19 protein-coding genes are annotated in these 19271 nt (G+C 65.7%); 4 read left to right on the top strand and 15 right to left on the bottom strand.

Annotated features, from left to right (window positions below; all coding sequences use genetic code 11):
• Positions 1-69 precede the first annotated feature (69 nt).
• The 9 genes from BLQ71_RS03805 to iscR all read right to left on the bottom strand — a co-directional run bounded on the left by BLQ71_RS03805 (position 70) and on the right by iscR (position 7934).
• Positions 70-1290, bottom strand: a complete 1221-nt coding sequence (locus BLQ71_RS03805) for a cysteine desulfurase (protein ID WP_074620767.1) — start codon at positions 1288-1290, stop codon at positions 70-72.
• Entirely contained in the window at positions 1283-1867 is a 585-nt protein-coding gene (locus tag BLQ71_RS03800; protein WP_074620766.1) for a YIP1 family protein, read from the bottom strand. Before BLQ71_RS03800 ends, BLQ71_RS03805 begins: the two co-directional genes overlap by 8 nt.
• Positions 1864-2364, bottom strand: a complete 501-nt coding sequence (locus BLQ71_RS03795; RefSeq protein WP_069208782.1) for a YIP1 family protein — start codon at positions 2362-2364, stop codon at positions 1864-1866. The genes BLQ71_RS03800 and BLQ71_RS03795 overlap by 4 nt, the downstream gene beginning before the upstream one ends.
• A 3-nt stretch (positions 2365-2367) precedes the next feature.
• Positions 2368-3645, bottom strand: a complete 1278-nt coding sequence (gene sufD, locus BLQ71_RS03790; RefSeq protein WP_074620765.1) for a Fe-S cluster assembly protein SufD — start codon at positions 3643-3645, stop codon at positions 2368-2370.
• Positions 3645-4400, bottom strand: a complete 756-nt coding sequence (gene sufC / locus BLQ71_RS03785; protein WP_043143376.1) for a Fe-S cluster assembly ATPase SufC — start codon at positions 4398-4400, stop codon at positions 3645-3647. The genes sufD and sufC overlap by 1 nt, the downstream gene beginning before the upstream one ends.
• Before the next feature lie 136 nt (positions 4401-4536).
• Positions 4537-4749 (bottom strand): hypothetical protein, encoded by a 213-nt coding sequence (locus tag BLQ71_RS03780; protein WP_074620764.1) that lies wholly within the window; start codon positions 4747-4749, stop codon positions 4537-4539.
• Positions 4746-6278: a Fe-S cluster assembly protein SufB gene (gene sufB / locus BLQ71_RS03775; protein WP_043143372.1), complete on the bottom strand. Its 1533-nt coding sequence runs from the start codon at positions 6276-6278 to the stop codon at positions 4746-4748. The genes BLQ71_RS03780 and sufB overlap by 4 nt, the downstream gene beginning before the upstream one ends.
• Before the next feature lie 15 nt (positions 6279-6293).
• Positions 6294-7343 carry a cysteine desulfurase family protein gene (locus tag BLQ71_RS03770; RefSeq protein ID WP_074620763.1) on the bottom strand — a complete coding sequence of 350 codons (1050 nt, stop codon included), beginning with the start codon at positions 7341-7343 and terminating at the stop codon, positions 6294-6296.
• Positions 7344-7466: 123 nt separating this feature from the next.
• Entirely contained in the window at positions 7467-7934 is a 468-nt protein-coding gene (gene iscR, locus BLQ71_RS03765; RefSeq protein WP_043143368.1) for a Fe-S cluster assembly transcriptional regulator IscR, read from the bottom strand.
• Between the two features lie 185 nt (positions 7935-8119).
• Between iscR and BLQ71_RS03760 the strand changes: the two genes are divergently transcribed.
• Together BLQ71_RS03760 and BLQ71_RS03755 are read left to right on the top strand one after the other, a co-directional pair.
• Positions 8120-8773 carry an alpha/beta hydrolase gene (locus tag BLQ71_RS03760; protein WP_043143366.1) on the top strand — a complete coding sequence of 218 codons (654 nt, stop codon included), beginning with the start codon at positions 8120-8122 and terminating at the stop codon, positions 8771-8773.
• A 12-nt stretch (positions 8774-8785) separates the two neighbouring features.
• Complete coding sequence (locus tag BLQ71_RS03755; RefSeq protein ID WP_043143365.1) at positions 8786-9067, top strand: hypothetical protein; 282 nt, start codon at positions 8786-8788, stop codon at positions 9065-9067.
• 173 nt (positions 9068-9240) lie between these two features.
• Here the strand turns inward: BLQ71_RS03755 and BLQ71_RS03750 are convergent, their stop codons facing one another.
• The 6 genes from BLQ71_RS03750 to BLQ71_RS03725 form a co-directional block, all read right to left on the bottom strand.
• The gene (locus BLQ71_RS03750; RefSeq protein ID WP_229754813.1) at positions 9241-9657 is read right to left on the bottom strand and encodes a DUF1801 domain-containing protein; all 417 of its coding nucleotides are present in this window, start codon (positions 9655-9657) and stop codon (positions 9241-9243) included.
• 21 nt (positions 9658-9678) lie between these two features.
• On the bottom strand, positions 9679-11073 hold the full coding sequence (lpdA, locus tag BLQ71_RS03745; protein ID WP_074620761.1) for a dihydrolipoyl dehydrogenase: 1395 nt from the start codon (positions 11071-11073) through the stop codon (positions 9679-9681).
• A 77-nt stretch (positions 11074-11150) separates the two neighbouring features.
• A complete protein-coding gene (locus tag BLQ71_RS03740; RefSeq protein ID WP_043143360.1) occupies positions 11151-11732 on the bottom strand; it encodes a DUF924 family protein in 582 nt (193 codons plus the stop codon).
• Positions 11733-11831: 99 nt separating this feature from the next.
• The gene (locus BLQ71_RS03735; protein ID WP_043143358.1) at positions 11832-13091 is read right to left on the bottom strand and encodes an MFS transporter; all 1260 of its coding nucleotides are present in this window, start codon (positions 13089-13091) and stop codon (positions 11832-11834) included.
• A gap of 205 nt (positions 13092-13296) precedes the next feature.
• A complete protein-coding gene (gene queA / locus BLQ71_RS03730; protein WP_074620760.1) occupies positions 13297-14352 on the bottom strand; it encodes a tRNA preQ1(34) S-adenosylmethionine ribosyltransferase-isomerase QueA in 1056 nt (351 codons plus the stop codon).
• A gap of 17 nt (positions 14353-14369) precedes the next feature.
• Positions 14370-17642, bottom strand: coding sequence for a YhdP family protein (locus tag BLQ71_RS03725; RefSeq protein WP_074620759.1), 3273 nt, complete (start codon positions 17640-17642; stop codon positions 14370-14372).
• Between the two features lie 98 nt (positions 17643-17740).
• Between BLQ71_RS03725 and BLQ71_RS03720 the strand changes: the two genes are divergently transcribed.
• Together BLQ71_RS03720 and BLQ71_RS03715 are read left to right on the top strand one after the other, a co-directional pair.
• Positions 17741-18202: a peroxiredoxin gene (locus BLQ71_RS03720; RefSeq protein WP_074620758.1), complete on the top strand. Its 462-nt coding sequence runs from the start codon at positions 17741-17743 to the stop codon at positions 18200-18202.
• Positions 18203-18313: 111 nt separating this feature from the next.
• Entirely contained in the window at positions 18314-19138 is an 825-nt protein-coding gene (locus tag BLQ71_RS03715) for a ferritin-like domain-containing protein (protein ID WP_074620757.1), read from the top strand.
• Positions 19139-19271: the final 133 nt, after the last annotated feature.

The raw sequence follows: 19271 nt of genomic DNA, 5'->3' as shown, positions 1-19271 counted from the left end.
GCCCCGGAATTGAACCGCCTGCCGGGAAAATAACCCCTTCCGCTGCGGCACTGCCCCTTTTTGGGGCGTTCAGCCGAACAATTCGTGCGCCAGTTCCAGCGCGTCGACCAATGCGTCGATCTCGCCCTCGGTGTTGTAGAGGCCCATCGAGGCGCGGCAGGTGGCCGTCACCCCCAGGTGATCCATCAGCGGCCCGGCGCAATGATGGCCCGCGCGCACCGCCACGCCCTTCTTGTCGAGAATGGTGGAGATGTCATGCGCATGCCCTGCCCCCTCCATCGTGAAAGAGAAGATCGCCGCCTTGTCCGGTGTCGTGCCCTGCACGCTGAGCCAGTTCAACCCGCCCAGTTTCGACACCGCGTAGTCGCGCAGGCGGGCCTCATGCGCGGCGATGTTCTCCATCCCCAAGCCCATCATGTAGTCCAGCGCCACGCCCAAGCCGATCTGCTGGACGATGCCGGGCGTGCCGGCCTCGAACTTCATCGGCGGGTCGTTCCAGGTGACTTCGTCCTTGTGGACCTCGCGGATCATGTCGCCGCCGCCCAGGAAGGGGCGCATCTCATCCATGCGGGCGCGCCTGATCCAGATCGCACCGGATGCGGAAGGACCGTACAGCTTGTGCCCGGTGATGGCGTAGAAATCGCAGCCGATCTCCTCGACGTTGACCGGCATGTGCACCGCCGCCTGAGAGCCGTCGACCAGCACCGGCACGCCCTTCTCGCGCGCGCCGTCGCAGATCGCCTTCACATCCACCACGGTGCCCAGGACGTTCGACAGATGCGTGACGGCAACCAGTTTTGTCTTCGGCCCGATGGCATCCACCACCTTCTGCGGATCGAGGTAGCCTGTGCTGTCCACATCCACCCACTTGATCTTGACGCCCTGCCGTTCGCGCAGGAAATGCCAGGGCACGATATTGGCGTGGTGTTCCATCACCGACAGGACGATTTCATCCCCCGATTCTAGGTTCGGCATGGCCCAGCCATAGGCGACAAGGTTGATCCCCATGGTCGTGCCGGTGGTATAGACGATCTCCTCGGGGTCCTTGGCGCCCAGGAAACGCGCCACGGTCTCGCGCACGCCCTCGTATTTCTCGGTCGCCAGGTTGGACAGGTAATGCAGGCCCCGGTGGACGTTGGCGTATTCCTCGGCATAGCCGCGCGTCACCGCGTCGATCACCACCTGCGGCTTCTGCGCCGAGGCGCCGTTGTCCAGGTAGACCAGCGGCTTGCCGTTCACCTCGCGTGCGAGGATCGGAAAATCGGCGCGGATCGCCTCGATATCATACATTGTCCAACATCCCTTCCGGTGTGACCCCGGCCAGGGTCAGTATCAGCGAGACCGCAAAGGCCATCGCAAGCATGCCCAATACCAAGACGGCCAGAGCACGCAAGAGGCTGCGCAATTCATGCGCCTCGTCCAGGAAATTCACCGCGATCCAGACGCCAAGCGCGGTTGCGCCCATCGTCACCAGCCCCGCAAGCGCCAGCGAGACCGGCACCACCAGCAGCGTCGCGGCCTGCACCAGCACCCGCAGACCCTGCATCCAGATCATCAACAGCGCGATTTCCTCGACCCGGGCGCGGCCGCCGAACAGCCGCCCCATCCAGGTCAGGGCCAGGATCGTCGCCACTAGGGCCAGGCCCTGCATGACCAGGAAACTGACCGGTCCGCCGATGAATCCCGGCGCACCTGTCGGATCCAGCAGGATCGACAGGCCAAAGAGCAGCGCGTTCAGCACCACCACCAGCGCAAAGCCCGTCAACAGCGCCTCGCGGTTGGGGCGGATCGACAACAGCAGCGCCGCGACCTCGCGCGGGTTCGTGACGCTTTGCAGCGCCAGTTTCAGGAACCCGTCCAAGGTCACGCCGGTTCCGCCCCGGCGTTCAGGCGCCGCGCCTCGCGCAACCCGCTGCTCCAGAACCACAGGAAGGCGGCGAACCACAGGATGCCGACCAGCGTCAAGGCCCCCCCCGGCCCGATGAACCCGGCCACCAAGCCATTGAGAAGCGCCAGCGGCGAGGCCGCCAGCAGTGCCCAGAACAGCGCCAGCCGCGTGCCGTAGCCGTCGATCGGACGGCCAAGGGCACGCGCGACCAGCTGGCTCAGCCCCGCGATCAGGTAAAAGATCAGCGGCAGAAAGATCAGCGTCGCCAGCAGCGCGCCGCCAAGGGCAGGCTGCAGTTCGGTGTCTTCCAGGTGCGCCTCGCGGGCGAGGCGCGGCCATTGCGCGACGAACATCACGCCGCAGGCCCCCATCAGGTAGGCCAGCGCGCGCGGCTCATGCGCTCCGCGCGCCAGAAGCGCGCGCAGCACCTTGCCCGGCCCGCGATAGCTGGCCGCGATATCCGTCGTGACGCTCACGGCTCAGCCGCGCCGCCGCGCCAGCCAGCCAGCGACCCGTTCCACCAGGTCTTCCTGAAGGCTCTCGTCCTCGACCTCCTGCACCGCCTCGGCGATGAAGGCGATGGTCAGCAGGTCCTCGGCGGTGCCGCGCGGCACGCCGCGCGCCCGCAGGTAGAACAGCCCGTCCTCGTCGATCGCGCCGCTGGTCGAGCCATGCGAACAGGCCACGTCATCGGCGTAGATCTCGAGTTCAGGCTTGGCGAGGAACTGGCTGTCCTCGTCCAGCAGCAGCGACTGGCTGATCTGGTAGCCGTCGGTCTTCTGCGCGTCGGGTTTCACCAGGATCTTGCCCTGGAAGACGCCGGTTGCGCCGTTGCGCAGCACCTTCTTGAACACCTGGCGGCTTTCGCAGTTCACCGCGTCGTGGGTGACAAAGACCGTGTCGTCATGGTGGAAATCGCCGTCGCCCATGCAGGCGCCCGCGACATGCGCCACCGCATCGTCACCGGTGAATTCCACGACCACCTCGTTCCTGGTCATGGCGCCGTTAACAGAGAGCGTGAAGCTCTTGAAAACGCTCTCCTTCTCCAGCCGGGCAAAGACATGGGTCGCGGCGCGGCGCTCATGGTCGCGGCCCTGCGCACGGATGTGATGCAGGCGCCCGCCCTCGGCCAGGTCGACCTCCATGCACTTGTTGAAGCGCGCGGCGGCGGGTCCGTTTTCAAGGATCGTCGCCTCGGCGCCCGCGTCCACCTTGATGACATGATGCAGGATCGCGTCGGAAGTGTCCGAGACGTGGCGGTAGATCAGGCTGATCGGCTTCGACGGCTTGCCGGTCACATGGATCAGCAGGCCGTCGGTGGCGAAAGCGGTGTTCAGCGCGGCCAGAGGACGCGCCACCGGGTCCTGCCCGCGCGCCTCAAGAACGCCGTACAAGTCTTTGGCCCAATGAATATCTTTCGCCTCGGCCAGCCGGTCGATCGTGACACCCTCAAGGCTCGGGTCATCGGACTCCTCGGCGGAAAAAACACCATCGACAAAGACCAGTTTCAGCCGGTCCCGGCTGTCGAACAGCGGCGTCTCGTCGGTTTCCAGAACCCGCGCGGCAGGTGCCTCTGCGCTGACCAGTGTGTCGGGCCGGGTGAACTTCCAGTATTCGTCACGCGCATTGGGCAGGCCCATCGCCCGCAGCCGCGCCAGCGCCTCACGTCGCGCGGGCTCGGCCCAGCCGCCCTCAGGCAGGCTCAGCGCCGCGATCCGCGCCTCTGTTGCGTCCTGTTTCGCCTGCGGCAAAGCCATTACGCCACCTCCTCGAGGATGTCCGCATAGCCGTTCTGCTCGACTTCCAGGGCCAGCTCGGGGCCGCCTGTCTTGATGATGCGGCCATTGGCCATGATGTGCACCACGTCCGGCTTGATGTGGTCCAGAAGGCGCTGGTAGTGCGTGATGACCAGGAAACCCCGGCCCTCGTCACGCAGCGCGTTCACACCGTCGGCCACCAGCTTCATGGCGTCCACATCCAGGCCCGAGTCGGTCTCGTCCAGGATGCACATCTTGGGTTCCAGCATGGCCATCTGCAGGATTTCGTTGCGCTTTTTCTCGCCGCCCGAGAAGCCGACATTGACGGGACGCTTGAGCATTTCGGCGTCGATCTTCAGATCCTTCGCACGGGCGCGGATCACCTTGAGGAACTCGGCCGAGGACATCTCCTCCTGCCCGCGCGCCTTGCGCTGCGCGTTCACGGCGGTGCGCAGGAAGGTCATGTTGCCCACCCCGGGGATCTCGACCGGGTACTGGAACGCCAGGAAAAGGCCCGCGGCGGCGCGTTCCTCGACTTCCATGTCCAGCAAGTCCTCGCCCAGCAACGTTGCAGAGCCGTCCGTCACCTCGTACCCGTCGCGGCCCGACAGGACGTAGGACAGGGTCGACTTGCCCGAGCCGTTCGGTCCCATGATCGCGTGCACCTTGCCCGCCTCGACGGTCAGGTCGACGCCCTTGAGGATTTGCTTGTCCTCTTCTTCAAGTTTGACGTGCAGGTTCTTGATTTCCAGCATTTTCTTTCCTTTCACTCGACCTGGCACCACAGGATCTGACGATCTGAACCGCGGTGCCCTTGGCCGGCTCCATCAGCATGTTGTTGAATATTTCATTGACCGGGTCGACGCCCGCATTCGCGTTCCCCCTGGGCGCTTACCACATCCACCAGCCGCAGTTCTGCGGCAGCAAGAGAGGTGTCACGCAACGCCGGACGTCCAGCGCGCTCCAGACATCCAGCCCGGGCAAAAGCGGCGGGTCAAAGCGCGGACCGGCGGCCAACGCCGGTTCCTGCCAACCGACACCGCTGACCAGCATCATGATGCCGGCCAGCAGCAGAACGGCCTTGCCCGCGCCGCGCAGGCTCACCCCACCGATCCTTCGAGCGAGATGGCGACAAGCTGTTGCGCTTCCATTGCAAATTCCATCGGCAGTGCCTGCAGCACGTCGCGGCAGAACCCGTTGACCACCAGTGCCACGGCTTCTTCCTCGTCCATGCCGCGCTGGCGGCAATAGAACAGCTGGTCGTCATCCACCTTGGACGTCGTCGCCTCGTGCTCCACCCGGCTCGAGTTGTTCTTGACCTCGATATAGGGAACCGTGTGCGCCCCGCATTTGTCCCCGATCAGCAGAGAGTCACACTGGGTATAGTTGCGCGAGTTCTTTGCCTTGGGGTGCATCGACACCAGCCCGCGATAGGTGTTCTGCGCCACGCCAGCCGAAATCCCCTTGGACACGATGCGCGAGCGCGTGTCTTTCCCGAGGTGGATCATCTTGGTGCCGGTATCGGCCTGCTGATGGTTGTTGGTGATGGCGATGGAATAGAACTCGCCCTGGCTCTCGTTGCCGCGCAGGATGCAGGACGGGTATTTCCAGGTCACGGCAGAGCCGGTTTCCACCTGCGTCCACATGACCTTGGCCCGGTCGCCACGGCAATCCGCGCGCTTGGTGACAAAGTTGTAGATGCCGCCCTTGCCCTCTTCGTTGCCGGGGTACCAGTTCTGCACCGTGGAATATTTCACCTCGGCGTCTTCCTCGACGATGATTTCCACCACGGCCGCGTGCAGCTGCGCGGTATCGCGCTGAGGTGCGGTACAGCCTTCGAGGTAGCTGACATAACTGCCCTTGTCCGCGATGATCAGTGTCCGTTCGAACTGCCCGGTGTTTTCCGCGTTGATGCGGAAATAGGTCGACAGCTCCATCGGGCAGCGCACGCCCGGCGGGACGTAGACAAAGGACCCGTCCGAGAACACGGCCGAGTTCAGCGTCGCGTAGAAGTTGTCCGAGACCGGCACGACCGAGCCCAGGTATTTCTTGACCAGCTCGGGATGCTCGCGGATCGCCTCGGAGATCGAGCAGAAGATGACGCCGGCCTTCTTCAGCTCTGCCTGGAAGGTCGTGCCCACCGACACGGAGTCGAACACCGCGTCCACGGCGACCTTGCGATCACTGTTGCGCCCGTCCGCCGGCATGGCCTCGGCCCCCTCGACACCCGCCAGGATCATCTGTTCCTTCAGCGGAATGCCCAGTTTTTCATAGGTTTCCAGAAGTTTGGGATCGACCTCGTCCAGCGACTTGGGCTTTTCCATCATCGACTTGGGGCGGGCGTAGTAATACTGCTCCTGGAAGTCGATTTCCGGGTAGTCGACCATCGCCCAGTCGGGCTCTTTCTTCTGCAGCCAGCGTTCATAGGCCTGCAGCCGCCAGTCGGTCATCCACTGGGGTTCTTCGTTCTTTTCCGAGATCAACCGCACGATGTCCGGCGTCAGCCCCTTGGGGGCGTATTCCATCTCGATGTCGGTTTCCCAGCCGTGCTTGTAGGTGCCAACGGACTTGACGGCATCCACCGTCTCCTGGTCGACACCCTCTTTTACCGTCACGTCTTCAAAAGCCGCCATCGGGTTCCCTTCCTTTCACGCGGCCCGTGCCCGGTGCCGCTGGTACTTGTCGATCCATGCCGCGCAGAACCGCGTCACGTCTTCTTCGGTGGTCTGCAGACCCAGGCTCACCCTGATGGCGCCGCCCGAGGTCGCGTCGTCGTATCCCATCGCCTCCAGAACCCGGCTGCGGCGAACCTTGCCGCTGGAACAGGCCGAACCGGCGCTCACGGCAAATCCCGCCAGGTCCATCTGCATCACCTGCGTTTCGCCCTTCCACCCGGGGGTCGCGAAACAGCTGGTATTCGGCAAACGGGGCGAATCTTTCCCGACAAAAATAGTTACGTCAGAAGAAGCCTCAAGAGATTCTTCTAGAATGTTTCTAAGTTTTTCCACCCGCGCCCAGACCCCGGACGCCACGTCACGCTGTGCCGCCTCCGCCGCCGCACCGAATCCGGCGATGCCGATGACATTCTCGGTGCCGCTGCGCCGCCCCATCTCCTGACCGCCGCCACGCAGGATCGGCAGAGGATCGTCGCGGGTGAAATTGATCAGGGCGCCCACACCCTTGGGCCCGCCGATCTTGTGCGCCGACAGGATCATGTAGGACGGCTTGCCGCCCTCGGGGTAACGCACCGGCATCTTGCCCGCCACCTGGGTGATGTCGCAGACCACAGCCTGCCCGTCACGGTTCGCCACCACGGCGCGGTCCGGCTGCATGATCCCGGTCTCGCTGTTGGCGGCAGAGATCGCCAGCAACCCGGCATCCTCCCCACCCTCGCTCCAGGCCAGCAGGCAGTCATGCTCCGTGGGTAGCGCGGCAAAGCGCCCGCCGTACCGGTCCTTCTGGGCCACCGCCAGCGCCGCCGCCTCGGTCGCCGAGCCGGTAAAGACCACCTGGCTGGCCATGCAGCCCACCAGCTGGGCCACCTGCGCCCGCGCCGCCTCGACCACCCCCTTGGCCGCGCGTCCTTCAGCATGGACAGACGAAGGGTTTCCGACCACGTCCATCGCCCGCAGCATGGCCGCGCGGGCCTCGGGGCGCAGTGGCGTCGTCGCGTTATGATCCAGGTAGACCCGGCTCATGACATTCCCCACGGGGCGGCAGCCCCCTGCTTCTTTGGTTTGGAAATACCTCGGGGTCTGGGGCAGAGCCCCAGCCGGCGGCGGCAGCCGCCTTCACCTGCGCGCCGCAGGCGCTCCGCTGGCTCACGCCTTGTCATCATCGACCACGGAAAAGATCGAGGGCACCGCCGGACAGGGGGCCAGCGTGTTGTCCACCACGTCCGACAGCCGAGTCTGGTGCAGGAAGACGTAGACATGCGCCGAGAGGCTCTGCCACAGGCGGTTGGTCAGCGATTGCGCCCGGCTGCCGGACAGCGCGCCCGAGGCGCCCGCCCCCTTGTGCATCGCGTCCACGGTTTCATCCACGGCGGCCAGCACATCGACCACGCGGATCTCGGTCGGTGGGCGCGACAGGCGATAGCCGCCGCCCGGGCCACGCACCGACTCGACCAGGCCCGCCCGCCGCAGCTTGACGAACAACTGTTCGAGATAGGGCAAGGAAACGTCCTGCCGGCGCGAGATATCGCCCAGCGTCACCAGGTCCCCGGCCGGCTGAAGCGCGATATCCGCCAAGGCGACCATCGCATAGCGTCCCTTTGTGCTCAGTTTCACGGCGTTTACGCCCCCAGGTACCGCGGCAATTGACCTTGACCGCCACATTGCCTATCTGCTTCGCAGCCCGGACCACGCCCGAACCGATTTAGAACTCTTCTAAAGAAGCCGCGTGTTTTGGTCAAGAATTTCAGGCACGCCGCGGTCACGCGCCCGTCGCCACTGTGAAGGAGCTGTTCCGCCCCATGCCCGAGGTCATCTTTCCCGGACCCGAAGGCCGTCTCGAAGGCCGTTACCACCCGCAAAAGGACCGCGATGCGCCGATTGCCATCGTGCTGCATCCGCACCCGCAGTTCGGCGGGACCATGAACAACAAGGTTGTCTACAACCTGCACTACGCCTTTTACAACATGGGCTTTACCGTGCTGCGGTTCAATTTCCGCGGCGTGGGCCGGTCCCAGGGCGAATACGACCAGGGCGTGGGCGAACTTTCCGACGCCGCCTCGGCGCTCGACTACCTGCAGTCGATGAACCAGAACTCGAAACACTGCTGGGTCGCGGGGTTCTCCTTCGGCGCCTGGATCGGGATGCAACTGCTGATGCGCCGCCCCGAGATCACCGGCTTTGTCTCGGTCTCGCCGCCCGCCAACATGTATGATTTCTCGTTCCTGGCGCCCTGCCCCTCTTCGGGTCTGATCATCAACGGCGCCGCCGACCGCGTCGCCCCGCCCGCGGACACCCGCGCGCTGGTGTCGAAACTGCACGAGCAGAAGGGCATCCAGATCACCCATGAAGAGGTCGAAGGCTCTGGCCACTTCTTCGAGGAACCGCATATGGAGACGCTTATGGACAGTGTCTCGACCTATGTGAAACGCCGCCTGACCGAGAACACCCGCTAACCGGAGGCCCGCATGTCCGTCGTCGACGACCTCGCAGACAAGCTTGCCCGCGATACGATCAAGGCGATGGACGCCCTGGGGGATGAGAACCTGCCGGAACAGGTCGCCAAGGTGCTGGGGGCCTCGTCCCCCTCCTCCGAGGAGATCTTTCGCGCCGCGGTCCGCATCCGCCTTGCCGAGCGGCGGGCTCGGAATTTTCTGAACGATCACGTCCAGCGGGCGCTGGACGCGAAAAAACGCGGCGACGCGGCGCCCCAGGCGCTGGCACCCGGCGCCGACAACGAGAACCTGTGATTGCCAGGTACGGCTTAAGGTTTTGAATTCAAAACCTTGCGCGCCGTTATCAACCCCTTGAATGCGGTACTGTCGAACCGGGGCTCTGCCCCGGACCCCGGAGGTATTTTTTGGCCCAAAGAAACAGGGGGCGCAGCGACCTGTTCGTCGCCGTGGATCGGAGTCGCGAGGTCTCAGCTGGGCGTGATCACCCAGCGCGTCCCGAGATCGGCAAGCCCGGCGCGGATCAGGTCTGACAGAACGTCCAGGTCGACTTTCGACAGCGCGCCGAGGTAGAGGCAGGACTTGCCCAGGCGGTGCGGCCCCAACCGTGACAGGATCTCTTGGAAGTCCGCGTAGCCGGGCATGATGTAGACCACCATGTTGGCCTTGCGCGGTGCAAAGCCGGTGGCAAGGCTCTGGCCGGAATGCCCGCTGGCGTAGGTGTAGTCGTAGCGCCCGTAGCCCAGGATCGATGTCCCCCAAAGCACCGGCTGCCAGCCCGTCACCTCGCGGAAGAGCGCGTCCAGAACGCCTGCGTCCTCGCGGCGGCGCGCCGGTTCGACAGTGTCAAGGAAGGCCGCGACCGAGGTCTTTGAGGACTGTGTCATCCGGTCTGCCATGCCCGCACCTCAGAAGTGGATCGCCCGACCCCAGGCGTCCAGAACGGATTCGTGCATCATCTCGCTCAGCGTCGGATGAGGGAAGACCGTCTGCATCAGGTCCGCCTCTGTCGTCTCCAGCTGGCGGCCGACGACGTAGCCCTGGATGAGTTCCGTCACCTCGGCGCCGACCATATGCGCGCCGAGCAGTTCGCCCGTCGTGGCGTCGAACACTGTCTTGACCAGCCCCTCCGGCTCTCCAAGCGCGATGGCCTTGCCATTGCCGATGAAGGGGAAGCGGCCGACCTTGACGTCATGCCCCTTGTCCTTGGCCTGCGCCTCGGTCAGCCCGACGCTGGCAACCTGCGGCTGGCAATAAGTGCAGCCTGCGATGCTGTCGGGGTCGACGGCATGTGGATGCTGCCCGGCGATCAGTTCGGCCACCATGACGCCCTCGTGGCTGGCCTTGTGCGCCAGCCAGGGCGCGCCCGCCACGTCGCCGATGGCATAGAGCCCCTCGGCCCCGGTGCGGCAGAAGGGATCGGTCACAACATGGGATTTCTCCACCCGGACGCCCAGATCCTCGAGTCCCAGCCCTTCTACATTTCCAACAATACCCACAGCCGAAATCACCGTATCCACGGTGATTTTTGACTTTTCCCCATTTTTATCCACATGCGCGACAACCGAGGCCCCGCCGCGCTCCAGCTTTTCGACCTTCGCACCTTCGTGGATGGTCATGCCCTGTTTTTCGAACTGCTTTTTCGCAAAAGCCGCGATCTCGGCATCCTCGACCGGCAGGATGCGGTCCATGACCTCGACCACCGTCACCTCGGCGCCGAGAGTCTGGTAGAAACTGGCGAACTCGATGCCGATGGCGCCCGACCCGATCACCAGCAGTTTCTTCGGCATGTGCGGCGGGACAAGCGCGTGCTTGTAGGTCCAGACCTGTTTTCCGTCCGCCTCCAGCCCCGGCAGCTCGCGCGCCCGGGCGCCGGTGGCCAGCACCACGCTGCCCGCCTCCAGCAGCTCTTCGCCCTTGTCGGTGGTGACATGCACCCGGCCCGGCCCATCCAGCCGCGCGGTGCCCATCAGGGTGGTGACCTTGTTCTTTTTCAGCAGGTGCCCGACGCCCGAGTTCAGCTGTTTCGCCACCCCGCGCGAGCGTTTGACCACCGCGTCCAGGTCATAGGACAGGCCCTCGGCCTTGAGGCCGAATTCCTGCGCGCGGTGCATCAGGTGGAATACCTCGGCAGAACGCAACATGGCCTTGGTCGGGATACAGCCCCAGTTCAGGCAGATGCCGCCCATGTGTTCGCGTTCGACCACGGCGACGCTCAGCCCCAGCTGCGCGCCGCGGATCGCCGCGACGTAGCCACCCGGGCCGGCGCCGATCACCACCATGTCAAAGCGTTTCGCGCCCATGCCGTTCCTCCCCTGCAGGCCTTCGCAGGGGAGGCTAGCCCGTCACCGGGACAAGGGCAATCGGCAGCAGGCGCCGATCAGGCCGCCACGTCCGCCTGGAACTCGCGCAGAACGGCGCCATAACTGCCCTGCTCGAGAAAGCTCTGCTCGGGCGCGTTGGTCTTGCGCGACAGAACCTCGTTCCGATAGGGGAACCGGCCGAACCGGCGGATCACCTCGCGGTGCACGCGGGCGTGCAGCAGGTTGCCTTCGGCTTCGGGCATGCGCTCCTTGAACAGGCGCACGCAGCGGTCCTGGTCACACAGGTTTTCCGAATGCATCAGCGGCATGTAGAAGAACTGCCGCGCCGGCGGGTCGATCTTGAGATCCCAGCCGCGATGAATCGCCTGTTTCGCCGCCGCGCGGCCCACGTCGTCCGAGGCAAAGGCGCGTCGGTCATCCCGGAACATGTTGCGCGGAAACTGATCGGCCAGAAGGATATAGGCCAGCGCCCCCGAGGGATAGGTCAGCCAGAGGCCGTAACGGCCGTCCATGAGCCCTTCCCAGGCGGCGCCGAACCGCTCGGTGATCGCCGAATCCAACGCGTCGTCCTTTGCATACCAGCCCTCCGGGCCGACCTCGTCCAGCCAGAAGGCCAATATACTGTCGGGGGTGGTCATCTGTTTCTCCTCTTTCACCCTGTACTCTTCCCGCCACGAAATAATATTGCGCGAGGAATCACCGGTACCCAAATCACGAATTCTGTCAGGTTTTGACAGTCATTGCGCATCGGCCTCGTCTTCCTCTTGCTGGTCGATGAAATATTCCTGCGCCACTTCCAGGGCGACCGGAGTCGACGAGGGCATCACCGGAGCATAGGCGCCGGTATCCTCGACCGAGGGCGCGGCCCGCTGGGTCATCCGGTACAGCGCGTAGAGCGAGACCAGCGCCAGCAGGGTGAAGATCAGCAGGAAAAACCCCTGCGGCCCGGCGCGTTCCATGACCCAGCCGATGATCAGCGGGCCGGCGATGGCGCCCAGCCCGTTGACGAACAGCAGCCCGGCAGATGCACTTGCCATATCCTCGTGGTTCAGGAAGTCGTTGGTGTAGGCAATCAGCAGCGAATACAACGGGTTGGAACAGCCCCCGATGACAAAGGCCGCCGCGACCAGCACCGCGAAGGACCCGCCCGAAACGGTCGCCAGTACCGCCGCACCGGCTCCGCAGGCGGCCACCAGCATGATCAGCCAGCGCCGGTCGACCCGGTCGGACACCCAGCCCAGCGGATATTGCAGCACCAGCGCGCCGACATAGAAGGAGGCCACGAAGATCGAAATCTGGGTCAGTTTCAGCCCCACTTCGGTCGCATAGACCGCCGCCATGCCGAACTGCGCCGCAAAGACGCCGCCCAGCAGGAACATCCCGACCATGCCCAGCGGCGACACGCCGTAGAGCTCACGCAGGGTCATCGGCTTGGAGGACTCAAAGGCCGGAGTCGGTGAAATCGACAGCAGGATCGGCGCGAATGAGATCGAAACCAGCACCGAGGGGATCACGAAAAGCAGGAAACCGCTCACGTCCGGGATCACCAGCAGAGCCTGGCTGACGATGATGCCCGCCATTTGCACAATCATGTAGGCCGAGAGCGTCTGGCCGCGCGTCTCGTTGTCGGCGGCATTGTTCAGCCAGCTTTCGGCGGTGACGTAGACGCCGCAGAAACAAAAGCCCAGCACCAGCCGCCCCAACGTCCAGGCGATCGGGTCCTGGACCGCCGGGAACAGGATCAGCACCGCCGAGACAAAGGACCCCAGCGCCGCAAAGACCCGCACGTGCCCGACACGCCGGATCATCCCCGGCACGGTCCGCGAGGCCAGCAGGAAACCGGCGAAATAGCCCGCCATGACGATCGACATGGTGCCGGCGGAAAACCCCGCCGCCGCGCCGCGCACGCCCAGCAACGACCCCTGCAGACCGTTGCCGATCATCAAGAGCAACATGCCCAGGAGCAGCGCCCAGGAGTTTTTCAGCACATGGACCAATGCGTTGTCCTTTCTTTTCGGCAAAGTGCAAAATGGCGCACCACTGCAGGATGGCCGTTGGCGACGCCCTGCCCGATTCTGTGTCGCTGTGGAACCAAAAGCGTCACCGCTTGGCGAATTGCTGCGACTTTTTTCGGCAGGATCACGACACTCGGTTTCCTGCCCCGTCCAGCTTGTGACCGATGCGGAACCTCCGCGCGGTTGCTCAGCCCGCAGGCGGGATCAATAGCGAGGCATCGCCGTAGGAAAAGAACCGGTATTCGGTGGCAACCGCATGGGCATAGATCGCCCGGATGCGGTCAGGCCCCATCAGGGCCGAAACCAGCATCATCAGGGTCGATTTCGGCAGGTGGAAATTGGTCATCAGCGCGTCGGTCACGTTGAAGGTGAAACCGGGGTAGATGAAGATATCCGTCACCCCCTGAAACGGCGCGATTTCGCCCCCACGTGCGGCCGTCTCGATCAGGCGCAGCGCGGTGGTGCCGACGGGGATGATCCGCCCGCCCGCGGCGCGGGTGGCGGCGATCTCACCGGCGGCCTTTTCGCTGACCTCTCCCCATTCGCCGTGCATCCTGTGGGTGGTCACGTCCTCGACCTTGACCGGCAGGAAGGTGCCCGCGCCCACATGCAGGGTGACATGGGTGAACTCCACGCCCCTATCGCGCAATTGTGCCAGTAGCGCGTCGTCGAAATGCAACGAGGCGGTGGGCGCGGCGACGGCGCCGGAATGCCGGGCCCAGACCGTCTGGTAATCCTCGTGGTCCTGCGCGTCGGCGGGGCGTTTGGCGGCGATGTAGGGCGGCAGCGGCATGGCGCCTGCAGCGTTCAGCGCGGCGTCGAAATCATCGCCTTCAAGGTTGAAGCGCAACAGGCCCTGCCCCTCTTCGCGCGCCTCAAGAGTGGCACTCAAGGCACTGGAAAAGATGATTTCCTCGCCATCGCGCACCTTCTTCAACGGCTTGATCAGGGCCGCCCAGGTGCCGCCGGCACGCGGCTCCAGCAAGGTCACCTCGATCCGGGCCTCGGTCTCTCCGGCGTCGGAGATGCGCCGCCGGACACCTTGCAGCCGCGCCGGGATCACCCGCGTGTCGTTCAGCACCAGCCGGTCCCCCGGGCGCAGCCAGTCCACAAGATCGGTGACATGCGCGTCGGTGATCTTGTCGCCCTCGGCCACCAGCAGCCGGGCCGAGCTGCGTGGACGCGCGGGCCGCGTGGCGATCAGCCCGTCCGGCAGATCGAAATCGAAATCGCTAAGCTTCATGGGGCAACCCGTTGGAATCACTGTGACAGCTTGGGCGGAGGCCGGCGGAAGATGTCACGGAACATGCCCGGGGTGAAGGCCGAAAGCGGGTTGACCATGACGCGCGGACTCTCGACCGAGCCACGCAGGTTGAAGTTGAAGCCGATCAGCCCCTCGCCCCGGCGCGAGAAGATCTGGCCGATGCCGTTGATCAGGTAGATCGGCGACAGCACCCCCTGCATGTCCATGCTGCCGCTGGCCAGGTCGTAATACCCGTCCAGTGAAATCCCCATCGACGGTCCCACCGCGCTGGACCGGCTGACGATCACCCGGCTGGGGGTCAGGCGGAACCGCGCCTCGACATCGGTAAAGAAGATCCCCGGCCCGTTGAGCTGGTCCAGCAGGCCCACGACACTGACCGCGTCCAAGAGCGCGGCGATGGCGGGGGCCTTGCGCATCCGCGTCCCCTCGATCCGCATGAACCCGTCATAGCTGCCCGGCTGGCCCCGGACCGGCGCGATGTCCAGCTGAAAACTGCCGTCGCGCACGGTCTTGAGAAAGCCCGCGGCCCGCAGCACGTCGCCCGCGTCTTCTCCGGTGATGCGGAAGGCGGTGCCCCCGGACTGCGGCACGGCCAGCCCCTTGACCGGCGTGCGCCCGCCAAGCTGGGCATCGAACCGCCCGTTCAGCCCGCGTGTCGTGTCGAAATCGGCGCGGAAGTCCTCGAAGACGATGCTGTCGGTCAGGCGCAGGCTGTCCAGCGTCAGGGTCAGCGGCGCGCCGCCCCCAGGCCCGCCATCCCCGCCCCCCGTGCCCGAGCTGGAGGTGAAGGGCGCGCGCCGCATGTCCACGCTGCCAGAGCCGACCTCGATCGCCGGCAGCGCCCCGGCGCCGCGCCCGCGCAAACGCCCGGTGACGTCCAGCCAGTCGCCCACCGTCAGCCGCGACAGTTCCAGCCGGTCGAACCCGCCCCGTGCGGTCAGCAGGACGCGGCCCTCGGCCTCGAGCCCAGCACCCTGCAGTTCAAGCCGTTCGATGGTCGGCACCTCTCCCAGCAGGCCCGCGACGGCAAAGCGGCCGCGTTCGCCCGGCGCCATGTCCCAGCCCAGTTGCGGCAGCGACAGGCCCATCCCCTCCAGGTCGCTGGTCAGCGAAAACCGCGCCGGGGCGCCGCGCGGCATGTCGATGCGCAACATGCCCTTGCCACTGCCCCGCACCGTGCCCGGCGGCAGGCCGATCCCCAGGGCCGCGATGCTTTCGGGCGTCAATGTCACCTCGGCGTCGACCTCACCGCCGGAGCCGGAGAAGGGCCGCGCCCAGCGGCCCGTGGCCGGGACACCGTCGACGATCACCGCCCCTTCGAGGGCCACCGCCGTGTTGGTGACGCTCAGGGCCAGCCGGTCGGCGGTCAGCGGCTTGCCCGGAATGGCCGTCGGTGCATCCACGTCGCGCAACGTGCCTTCGAGGTTCAGCGCCACGTCCTGCAGCGTCAGCCCCCTGACCAGCGGCAGCGCGATCCGACCCGAGACGCGCGCCCGCCCGCTGGCCATGTCGACGGTCCGGTCGGCCTTGTCGATCAGGCGCCAGGCCTCGTTGTTGAGATAGGACAGCGCGGCGGTGACGCTGCCCCGCGCCTGCAAGCGCACCTCGCCCACCGCGGGTTTGACCCGCAGATCGCCGATGACGAATTCGGTCCCGCTGAGGTCGATGGGCCCGCGCCCCGCATCGGTTGTGCCCGTCTCCAGCCGCAGCCCAAGCCGCCCGTCGTAGATCGTCACCCTGCCCGCGGCGCCGGTCAGGCCCGGCATGCGCGGGTTGAAGGTCGCCACGCCCTCGGCAAAGGCGAAGTCGATATAGGTCTTGGGCTTATCCGCGCCCGGGTCCGCACGCAGGGCGAATTGCACGTCCTCGACCCGTCCGCTGTGGACGTTGTTCACGACCCAGCGGCGGGTGCCCGGGTGCAGGTCCTCGGGCCAAAAGCTCAGCACCTGTTCCGGCGAGGTCTGCGCGATCCGCGTGTCCAGCGCCAGGCGCCAGCCCTCGGCCTGCGCCGAGAGCTGGCCCGTGGCACGCAACGGGTAGATCGGATCGGTCAGGCGCAGCTCTCCCAGCGTGACCTCGAACGGATCGAGCCGCACCTTGAAGGCGGCCTCGGCCCCCGACAGGCTGACCTCGCGGTCCAGCAGTGCGCCCTTGGCCAGCGCCATGTCGCTCAGCGTGAATTGCCCGGTCAGCCCCTGCGGCCAGCCCGTCTCGATCCCGTTCAGCCGGGCTGTCCCGGCCGCCGTCACCTTGCCCAGCGGAGAAGCCAGGCGAATCCGCTGGAACCGCAGCAGCCCCTCGGCGGGCGTGTAGGTAAAGGCGGTTTCGGCACTGTCGAAGGGCAGCGCGCGGGTGGCGGCGGTGGGCTGCAGCGCGCCTTTGCCGATCCGCAGAAAGGCCTCCAGCGGTTTCAGCGCGCCGCTTTCATCGAGACCCGAGCGCAGCGCCCCCGAGATCGGTGCGTCCAGTTCCTCGAGCCAGGCCAGCGCCGGGCTTTGCGTGGCGATGTCGCGCGAGGCAAGCCCGTGCAGGATGACGCCGAAATCCAGGCTCTGCTTGCCGATGGGGCTTTGCGCCTCGACCTCGACCGTGGCCACGCCGTCGCCGCCCGCCAGCAGCGCCACATCGCCGGACAGAGCCAGCCGCCCGTCCTCGCGCGCCAGCCGCAGGCGCCCGCCGTCGGCGGTCCAGCCTCGCCGCGCGCGCTGGTCCTCGTAGCGCAGGGTCAGCGCGTCCGCCTCGAAGGAGGTCAGCCCCGCCAGCCGCGGATCGCCCATGACCGTGTCGATGCGGGAGATGATCTGGCCGATGTCGGGCATCTCGGAACTGGCGGCAAAGGCATCGCCCAGCGACAGGCCCAGCCGCCCGTCCGCATCGCGCCGCAGGGTGACGAAGGCGCCGGAAACCTGCGCCTCGCGCAGGTCGACCTGCCCGTTCAGCAGCGCAGCGGGCGACAGGCCCGCCTCGATGTCCGACAGCTGCGCCACCGTTTCGCCGTTGAGATTGCGGATCTCGACGTCCCAGAGGATCACCCGTGCCAGGCCGCTGCGCTGGATCAGCAGGCTCATACGGCCGAAATCGACCTCGATTCCCGGCAGGCTTTCGGCGATGCGCGTCTCGATCCGTTCGCGGACCCATTCGGGCGCGTCCACCGGGCGGCCGACCATCGCGTAGCCCGCCACCCCCAGCATCGCCAGAAGCGCCACAAGGACGTAAAGAACCCGCCGCCCGCGCCTGCGGCGGCGGGGCGGTGTGGATTTTTCCTGCATTCCGGCCTGACTGCTCACTGGAAGCCCGCGCCCATTGTCTTACTCTCCTGGCACAGCTTTATGGCACATCATACCGCAACGCACCAAAGGAGACACCCATGTCCGACACCGCGCTGGAAACCGCCCCCGATTTCACCCTGCCCTCGACCTCGGGCGAGGTATCCCTCTCGGCCCTGAAGGGCGCGCCGGTGGTGCTGTTCTTCTATCCCCGCGACGACACCTCGGGCTGCACCAAGGAGAACGAGGCCTTCACCGCGCTTCTGCCCGAGTTCGAGAAACTGGGCGTGAAGGTCTTTGGCGTGTCCAAGGATTCGATCGCCAGCCACGAGAAATTCATGGCCAAGAAGGCGCTGACCGTCCCGCTGATCTCGGACGAAGGGTCGGACATGTGCGAAAACTACGGTGTCTGGAAGGAAAAGAAGATGTACGGCAAGACCTTCATGGGCATCGAACGCTCGACCTTCCTTGTGGATGCCGAAGGCCGCATCGCGCAGGAATGGCGCAAGGTGAAGGTCCCCGGCCATGCCGAGGCGGTGCTGGAGGCGGCCAGGGCGCTGTAGTCCCGGCAGCCGCGCCCGGGACTTGCGTCATGGGGGCGCTGCCCCCATACCCCCGGGAGTATTTTTGCCAAGAAGAAACCTGGACAGACCGGAAAGGGACGCGGGCGCGGGATGATGAGCCTTTGCGAGATGGCGGTGGACGTTCTGACCACCGCGGACGGGCGGCGGAAAACCGCCAAGTCGCGGGCCCATGCCGCGCGGTGGTTCGCGGCGCGCGCCGCCGGCGAGGAGATCCCGCTGGGGCGGGCGGCGGCGCCCCTGCGCCCTGCGCGCCCCGAGGCGCCGCAACTGCTGGACCCGCGCGAGGTGCCCAAGCGCAAGCCAGGCAGCCCGCAGGGGCGCATCGCGCTGTTGCATGCCGTCGCCCATATCGAGCTGAACGCCGTCGATCTGCATTGGGACATCATCCCGCGTTTTGCCGAAACGCCGATGCCCGCCGGGTTTTACGACGACTGGGTCAAGGCGGCGGACGAGGAGAGCAAGCATTTCAACCTGATGTGCGACTGCCTGGAGGAACTGGGCAGCTTTTACGGCGCCCTGCCCGCCCATGCGGGCATGTGGCGCGCCGCCGAGGACACCGTCGATGATTTCATGGGGCGGCTGGCGGTGGTGCCGATGGTGCTGGAGGCGCGTGGCCTGGACGTGACGCCGGGCATGATCGCGATCTTCCGCAAGGCCGGGATGGACAGCGCGGTCGCCGCGCTGGAGACCATCTATGCCGAGGAAGTGAGCCATGTGGCCTACGGGTCGAAGTGGTTCCATTTCCTCTGTGGCCGTCATGACACGGACCCCAAAAGCGTGTTTCACGAGCTGGTGAGAAAGTACTTCAAAGGCGCGCTGAAACCGCCTTTCAACGAGGAAAAACGCGCCGAGGCCGGATTGCCGCCGGATTTCTACTGGCCGCTTGCGGATCAGACCCCGAACCGAAGCCGTTGAATCGGCGGATTTTTGCCATTTTGGCCCCTTCCCGCCGGTGCGACCGAATCGCATGGCCAAAAATCTTGCGGTTGCGTGAAAGGCTGGGGTAAGCCCGACGACAGGGTGCCGTTAAGTGGGGACTGTGCGCACC

This window comes from Antarctobacter albus, assembly GCF_900101505.1.
GTDB lineage: Bacteria > Pseudomonadota > Alphaproteobacteria > Rhodobacterales > Rhodobacteraceae > Antarctobacter > Antarctobacter albus.
The sequence above is the reverse complement of the archived record's forward strand: the minus strand, read 5'-3'. Positions and strand labels throughout refer to the sequence as shown.

Bases quoted from the DNA above. Each gene is read 5' to 3' on its own strand.
- BLQ71_RS03755 (WP_043143365.1), top strand. From the start codon at position 8,786: ATGTCCGTCGTCGACGACCTCGCAGACAAGCTTGCCCGCGATACGATC.
- sufD (WP_074620765.1), bottom strand. From the start codon at position 3,645: ATGGCTTTGCCGCAGGCGAAACAGGACGCAACAGAGGCGCGGATCGCG.
- BLQ71_RS03760 (WP_043143366.1), top strand. From the start codon at position 8,120: ATGCCCGAGGTCATCTTTCCCGGACCCGAAGGCCGTCTCGAAGGCCGT.
- BLQ71_RS03715 (WP_074620757.1), top strand. From the start codon at position 18,314: ATGATGAGCCTTTGCGAGATGGCGGTGGACGTTCTGACCACCGCGGAC.
- BLQ71_RS03805 (WP_074620767.1), bottom strand. From the start codon at position 1,290: ATGTATGATATCGAGGCGATCCGCGCCGATTTTCCGATCCTCGCACGC.
- BLQ71_RS03720 (WP_074620758.1), top strand. From the start codon at position 17,741: ATGTCCGACACCGCGCTGGAAACCGCCCCCGATTTCACCCTGCCCTCG.
- lpdA (WP_074620761.1), bottom strand. From the start codon at position 11,073: ATGGGCGCGAAACGCTTTGACATGGTGGTGATCGGCGCCGGCCCGGGT.
- BLQ71_RS03770 (WP_074620763.1), bottom strand. From the start codon at position 7,343: ATGAGCCGGGTCTACCTGGATCATAACGCGACGACGCCACTGCGCCCC.
- queA (WP_074620760.1), bottom strand. From the start codon at position 14,352: ATGAAGCTTAGCGATTTCGATTTCGATCTGCCGGACGGGCTGATCGCC.
- sufB (WP_043143372.1), bottom strand. From the start codon at position 6,278: ATGGCGGCTTTTGAAGACGTGACGGTAAAAGAGGGTGTCGACCAGGAG.
- BLQ71_RS03750 (WP_229754813.1), bottom strand. From the start codon at position 9,657: ATGACACAGTCCTCAAAGACCTCGGTCGCGGCCTTCCTTGACACTGTC.
- BLQ71_RS03740 (WP_043143360.1), bottom strand. From the start codon at position 11,732: ATGACCACCCCCGACAGTATATTGGCCTTCTGGCTGGACGAGGTCGGC.
- BLQ71_RS03725 (WP_074620759.1), bottom strand. From the start codon at position 17,642: ATGCAGGAAAAATCCACACCGCCCCGCCGCCGCAGGCGCGGGCGGCGG.
- sufC (WP_043143376.1), bottom strand. From the start codon at position 4,400: ATGCTGGAAATCAAGAACCTGCACGTCAAACTTGAAGAAGAGGACAAG.